Source organism: Endozoicomonas sp. ALB115 (assembly GCF_049310245.1).
Lineage (GTDB): Bacteria > Pseudomonadota > Gammaproteobacteria > Pseudomonadales > Endozoicomonadaceae > Endozoicomonas.
Genome location: NZ_JBLYZG010000052.1, coordinates 33254 through 40145, shown reverse-complemented (window position 1 = coordinate 40145; position 6892 = coordinate 33254). Strand labels below are relative to the sequence as shown.

General features: G+C 50.6%; 3 protein-coding genes. All 3 read left to right on the top strand.

What is annotated here, in order from left to right; all coding sequences use genetic code 11:
• The coding region (locus ACO6VE_RS18930; protein WP_422462890.1) for an RAP domain-containing protein at nt 1–445 on the top strand (445 nt) is incomplete at its 5' end.
• A gap of 156 nt (nt 446–601) precedes the next feature.
• Nucleotides 602–3592, top strand: coding sequence for a DUF1601 domain-containing protein (locus tag ACO6VE_RS18925; RefSeq protein ID WP_422462888.1), 2991 nt, complete (start codon nt 602–604; stop codon nt 3590–3592).
• 156 nt (nt 3593–3748) lie between these two features.
• Entirely contained in the window at nt 3749–6766 is a 3018-nt protein-coding gene (locus ACO6VE_RS18920; RefSeq protein ID WP_422462886.1) for an RAP domain-containing protein, read from the top strand.
• Nucleotides 6767–6892 lie beyond the last annotated feature (126 nt).

Below are 6892 nucleotides of genomic sequence, written 5' to 3'. Positions count from 1 at the left end.
GGATATCCTGTTGACTCGCCTGGAAAATACATTCCCAGATAATGAAGAGGATCAAACCACCATTGCCATGGCCGCCAGTTGGCTTGGCAGAGCGTGTCCGTTCAAGCCCCATTACCAGACAATCGTTTCAAAACGTCAATCCGACTTCCGCAATCAACTCCAATCCTGTATGCCCTCTTTGAAGATTGAAGAAGAAAAGAGTTTGAACTCATTACCTCCGGTTGACCTGTTACTGCCAGATCACAACATTATTATTGAAGTTCAGGGGCCGTTTCATTACGTGAATGGTGATTTCAAAACCAGGAAAGGTTCGACTCTGCTGAAAATCGCACTGTTGCAAAAAGCAGGGTTTGAAGTCATTGAAATCCCGGTTAACCAGCTTTGTAACCAGGATTTAATGAAACCATTTATTGATCAAGTAAAGAAGAGAACAAACAGCCAGTAATCGTCTCCCTGTCATCATGACTCAGGAACCGTTTTTACAATTCAGAGTAGATGTTCTCCTCCAACCACTTGCGTTTATAAACCGTTCAGCAAAATGAACTTCTGAACAGAACCGCAGTCTGCTTTTTATATTCTCATGAATTAATGAAATATAATTATGGATAGAAGATCTGCTGGTATCAGTGGTAAATACACAAGATCAGTTAATAATTACAACCAGCCGAATAACCATGCCCCTTCTTCAGGGCGTGGGCGATATAGACATGCCACAGTCAGACCATGGGATATTCCCCCCCGCAATGCCCCGGGGCGCAATAAATTTTACCACTCTTCTGGCACACGCTCTTCTCAAAATCTACAGTGCCGTTCAGTAAACCCTGCACAAGATTTTAATGCCCTCATTAAACAGGAAATAATGGATGATCTGGTGAGTAAATCGAATCATTTCGGTCATCGCTATGATGGGAGAAATCACGGGCAATATGCCAGTTTAATTAAAAAATACACGTCAGCTGCTGAAAGACCGTTAAATCGAGCGGAACAAAGCCAGCTGATACGTTTGCTGCAAAATTTTACCGCAACACGGAGCTGGAATTGGCGAAGCCTGACGACAACACTTCACTCATTGACTTCAGCGGGTGTTTTTACCCTACATAAACCCATGGATGAGCGAGTTAAACTTACTCAGGCTAACTTATTGTCAACACTATTTGATGCAATAATATTTCACTGCAACCAAACACCTCAAGCCAGGGATATTGATGCCCAGGGTATTGCCAACCTGCTGTGGGCAATGGCAAAAATGTTGGACAACGGGCAGGAACGGACACCAGAGTTCAACGAGGCCGTTGTCGCGCTGCTGCCCCATGTGAACGCACAGAAAGACCAATTTAAGGCCCAGGGCATTGCCAACCTGCTGTGGGCCATGGCGAAGCTGGTGGACAACGGGCTGGAGCCGACACCAGGGCTCAAAGAGGCCTTAGCTGCCCTGTTGCCCCACGTGAAGGCACAGAAAGACCAATTTTGGGCCCAGGCCATTGCCAACCTGCTGTGGGCCATGGCGAAACTGGTGGACAACGAACTGGAGCAGTTACCAGGGCTCAAAGAGGCCTTAGCTGCCCTGTTGCCCCTCGTGAACGCACAGAAAAATCAACTTAATGCCCAGTGCATTGCCAACCTGCTGTGGGCCATGGCGAAACTGGTGGACAACGAACTGGAGCCGACACCAGGGCTCAAAGAGGCCGTGGCCGCCCTGCTGCCCCTCCTGGACGCACAGAAAAACCGACTTAATGCCCAGGGCATTGCCAACCTGCTGTGGGCCTTGGCGAAACTGGTGGACAACGGGCTGGAGCAGACACCGGGGTTCAAAGAGGCCGTGGCCGCCCTGTTGCCCCTCGTGAACGCACAGAAAGACCAATTTATTCCTCAGGCTATCACCAACCTGCTGTGGGCCATGGCGAAACTGGTGGAAAATACGCAGCGGCAGACACCGGGGCTCAACGAGGCCGTGGCAGCCCTGTTGCCTCTCGTGAGCGCACAGAAAGACCAATTAATTCCTCAGCATATCGCCAACATGCTGTGGGCCATGGCGAAACTGGTGGACAATGGGCAGGAGCAGACACCAGAGTTCAAAAAGGCCGTGGCCGCCCTGTTGCCCCTCGTGAACGCACAGAAAGATCAATTTATTCCTCAGGCTGTCGCCAACCTGCTGTGGGCCATGGTGAAACTGGTGGAAAATACGCAGCAGCAGACACCAGGGCTCAACGAGGCCGTGGCCGCCCTGTTACCCCTCGTGAACGTACAGAAAGCTAACTTTAAACCAAAGGGTATCGCCAACCTGTTGTGGGCCATGGCGAAACTGGTGGACATTACGCAGGAGCGGACACCAGAACTCAACGAGGCCGTGACCGCCCTGTTGCCCCATGTGAACGCACAAAAAGACCAATTTATTGCCCAGCATGTTGCCAACCTGCTGTGGGTCATGGCGAAACTGGTGGACAATGGGCAGGAGCAGACACCAGAGTTCAACGAGGCCGTAGCCGCACTGTTGCCCTGCGTGAACGCAAAAAAAGACCAATTCAATGCCCGGGATATCGCCAACCAGCTGTGGGCCATGGCGAAACTGGTGGAAAATATGCAGCAGCAGACACCCGGGCTGAACAAGGCCGTGACCACGCTATTGCCCCACGTGAAAATACAGAAAGCTAACTTTAAACCACAGGATATCGCCAACATGCTGTGGGCCATGGCGAAACTGGTAGACAACAGGTACGAGCAGACACCAGAGTTCAACAAATCCATGGCTGCGCTGTTGACCTGCGTGATCGAACAAAAAGCTAACTTTAACCCACAGGAAATCGCCAACATGCTATGGGCCATGGCAAAACTGGTGGATAACGGGCAGGAGCAAACACCAGGGCTCTACGAGGCCGTGGCCGCGCTGTTGCACCGGGTGAAAGCACAGGAAGACCAATTTAATGCCCAGGGTATTGCCAACCTGCTGTGGTCCACGGCCAAACTGGGTGAACTCATTGAGCTGAATGTGGCTACCTCTACGTGCGAATCGCTTGTCTATCGAATCAGTAAGAACCTTCAGTTTTCTCAGGAAGAGATATCGATGTCTCTATGGGGAGTCATGGTATGCTGTGCCAGGTTGGCTCTGGTCTCCAAAACCAATAAAAGTAATGTGCTTGAAAAGCACATGGATGACCTGTTGACGCGCCTGGAAAATACCTCACCAGATAATGAAGAGGATCGATCCAACATGATCATGGCCTCAAGTTGGCTTGGCAGAGCGTGTCTGGTCGTCCGCCATTACCAGACAGCCATTTCAAAAACCCAGGCCGACTTCCGCAATCAACTCCAATCATGTATGCCCTCTTTGAAGATTGAAGAAGAAAAGAGTTTGAACTCATTGCCTCCGGTTGACCTGTTACTGCCAGATCACAACATGGTGATTGAAGTTCAGGGACCGTCTCATTACGTGGGTGGTGATTTCACAACCAGGAAGGGTTCGACTCTGCTGAAAATCGCACTGCTGCAAAAATCAGGATTTGAGGTCATTGAAATCCCGGTTAACAGGCTTTTGAACCAGGATTTAATGAAACCATTTATTGATCAAATAAAGAAGAGAACAAACAGCCAGTAATCGCCTCCCTGCCATCGTGACTCAGGAACCGTTCTCACAATTCAGAGTAGATGTTCTTCTCCAGCCACATGTGTTTATAGACAGTTCAGCAAAATGAACTTCTGAACAGAACCGCAGTCTGCTTTTTATATTTTCATGAATTGATGAAATATAATTATGGATAGAAGTTCTGCTGGTATCAGTGGTAAATACACAAGATCAGTTAATAATTACAACCAGCCGAATAACCATGCCTCTTCTTCAGGGCGTGGACGATATAGGCATGCCACAGTCAGACCATGGGATATTTCCCCCCGCACTGCACCGGGTCGCAATGAATTTTACCATTCTTCTGGCACACGCTCCTTTCAACATCTACAGTGCCGTTCAGTAAACCCTGCTCAAGATTTTAATGCCCTCATCAAACAGGAAATAATGGATGATCTGTTGAGTAAATCGGATTACTTCGGTCATCGCTATGATGGGAGACATCACGGTCAATATGCCAGTTTAATTAAAAAATACACGTCAGCTGCTGAAAGACCGTTAAATCGAGCGGAACAAAGCCAGCTAATACGTTTGCTGCAAAATTTCACAGCAAAGCGGAGCTGGAACTGGCGAAGCCTGACGACAACACTTCATTCTTTTACTTCAGCGGGTGTTTTTGCCTTTCATAAACCCATGGATGAGCGTGTTAAGCTTACTCAAGCTCACTTATTGTCAACGCTGATTGATGCAATAATATTTAACTGCAGCCAAAAAACTGAAGCCAGGAATATTGATGCCCGGGGTATCGCCAACCTGCTTTGGGCGATGGCGAAACTGGTGGACAACGGGCTTGAGCGGACATCAGAGTTCAACGAGGCCGTGGCCGCGCTGTTGCCACACGTGAACGCACAGAAAGACCAATTTAAGGCCCAGGGCATTGCCAACCTGCTGTGGGCCATGGCGAAACTGGTGGACAACGGACAGGAGCAGACACCAGGGCTCAACGAGGCCGTGGCCGCCCTTTTGCCCTTCGTGAACGCACAGAAAAACCAACTTAATGCCCAGGCCATTGCCAACCTGCTGTGGGCCATGGCGAAACTGGTGGACAACGGGCTGGAGCGGGCACCAGGGCTCAACGAGGCCGTGGCCGCCCTTTTGCCCATCGTGAACGCACAGAAAAACCAACTTAATGCCCAGGCCATTGTCAACCTGCTGTGGGCCATGGCGAAACTGGTGGACAACGGGCTGGAGCGGACACGGGGGCTCAACGAGGCCGTGGCCGCCCTGTTGCCCCTCGTGAACGCACAGAAAGACCAATTTATTCCTCAGCATATCGCCAACCTGCTGTGGGCCATGGCGAAACTGGTGGACCACGGGCAGACGCAGACACAGGGGCTCAACGAGGCTGTGGTCGCCTTGTTGCCCCTCGTGAACGCACAGAAAAACCAACTTAATGCCCAGGCCATTGCCAACCTGCTGTGGGCCATTACGAAACTGGTGGACAACAGGCAGGAGTGGACACCAGAGTTCAAAGCGGCCGTGGCCGCTCTGTTGCCCCTCGTGAACGCACAGAAAAATCAACTTAATGCCCAGGGAATCGCCAACCTGTTGTGGGCCATGGCGAAACTGGTGGACAACGGGCTGGAGCGGACACAGGGATTCAACGAGGCCGTGGCCGCCCTGCTGCCCCACATGAACGCACAGAAAAACCAACTTAATGCCCAGGCCATTGCCAACCTGCTGTGGGCCATGGCGAAACTGGTGGACAACGAGCAGAAGCAGACACCCGGGCTCAACGAGGCCGTAGCCGCCCTGCTGCCCCTCGTGAACGCACAGAAAGACCAATTTATTCCTCAGCATATCGCCAACCTGCTGTGGGCCATGGCGAAACTGGTGGACCACGGGCAGGAGCAGACACAGGCGTTCAACGAGGCCGTGGCCGCCCTGTTGCCCCTCGTGAACGCACAGAAAAACCAACTTAATGCCCAGGCCATTGCCAAACTGCTGTGGGCCATGGCGAAACTGGTGGACAACGGGCACGAGTGGACACCTGCGTTCAACAAGACGGTAGCTGCACTTTTCCACCGCGTGAACGTACAAAAAGACCAATTTAAAGCCCGGGCTATCCCCAACCTGCTGTGGGCCATGGCGAAACTGGTGGACCACGGGCTGGAGTGGACACCAGGGCTCAACGAGGCCGTGGCCGTCCTTTTGCCCCTCGTGAACGCACAGAAAAACCAACTTAATGCCCAGGCCATTGCCAACCTGCTGTGGGCCATGGCGAAACTGGTGGACAACGGGCAAGAGCAGACACCAGAGTTCAAAGAGGCCGTGGCCGCGCTGTTGCCTCTCGTGAACGCACAGAAAGACCAATTTATTCCTCAGCATATCGCCAACCTGCTGTGGGCCATGGCGAAACTGGGTGAGCTCGTTGAGTTGAACGTGGTTGCTTCTACGTTCGAATCTCTTGTGTACAGAATCAGTGAAAACCCTCAATTCCCTCAACAAGATATATCGATGTCTCTCTGGGGAGTCATGGTATGCTGTGCCAGGTTGGTTCTAGACTCCAATGCTAATAAAAATAACGTGTTTGAAAATCACATGGATGACCTGTTGACTCGCCTGGAAAATACATCGCCAGATAATGAAGATGATCAATCCATCATGATCATGGCCGCCAGTTGGCTTGGCAGAGCGAGTCCGGTCGTTCGCCATTACCAGACAGCCATTTCAAAAACCCAAGCCCAATTCCGCGATCGACTCCAATCATCTATTCCATCTTTGAAGATTGAAGAAGAAAAGAGTCTGAACTCATTACCTCCGGTTGACCTGCTTCTGCCAGATCACAACGTTGTAATTGAAGTTCAGGGGCCGTCTCATTACGTGGGTGGTGATTTCAAAACCAGGAATGGTTCGACTCTGCTGAAAATCGCACTGCTGCAAAAAGCAGGATTTGAGGTCATTGAAATCCCGGTTACCCAGCTTGGGAGCCCGGACTCAATAAAACGATGTATTGATCAAATAAAGATCAGGGTAGACATCCTGGCACAGCAGCATGGCTCTGTATCACTTACTCAAACGCGGGGGGCAGGTGAGCGATATGTTACTGCCGATAAAGGATGGCAAGATCACTGTGACTTAACTAACGAAGGACATTCAGTAAAGCAAACAGGTAAACCAAAAAGTAGAAAAAAGAAGAGAAAATAAGGCCAATAACCTCTTCCCTTCCATCATGACTCAAGAACCGTTTTCACATTGCTGGGAAGGCGGGCTTCCAACTTTTCAATACCTGCCATCCAGGATGGTATTACTGTTTGCATTCATCAACTGAAA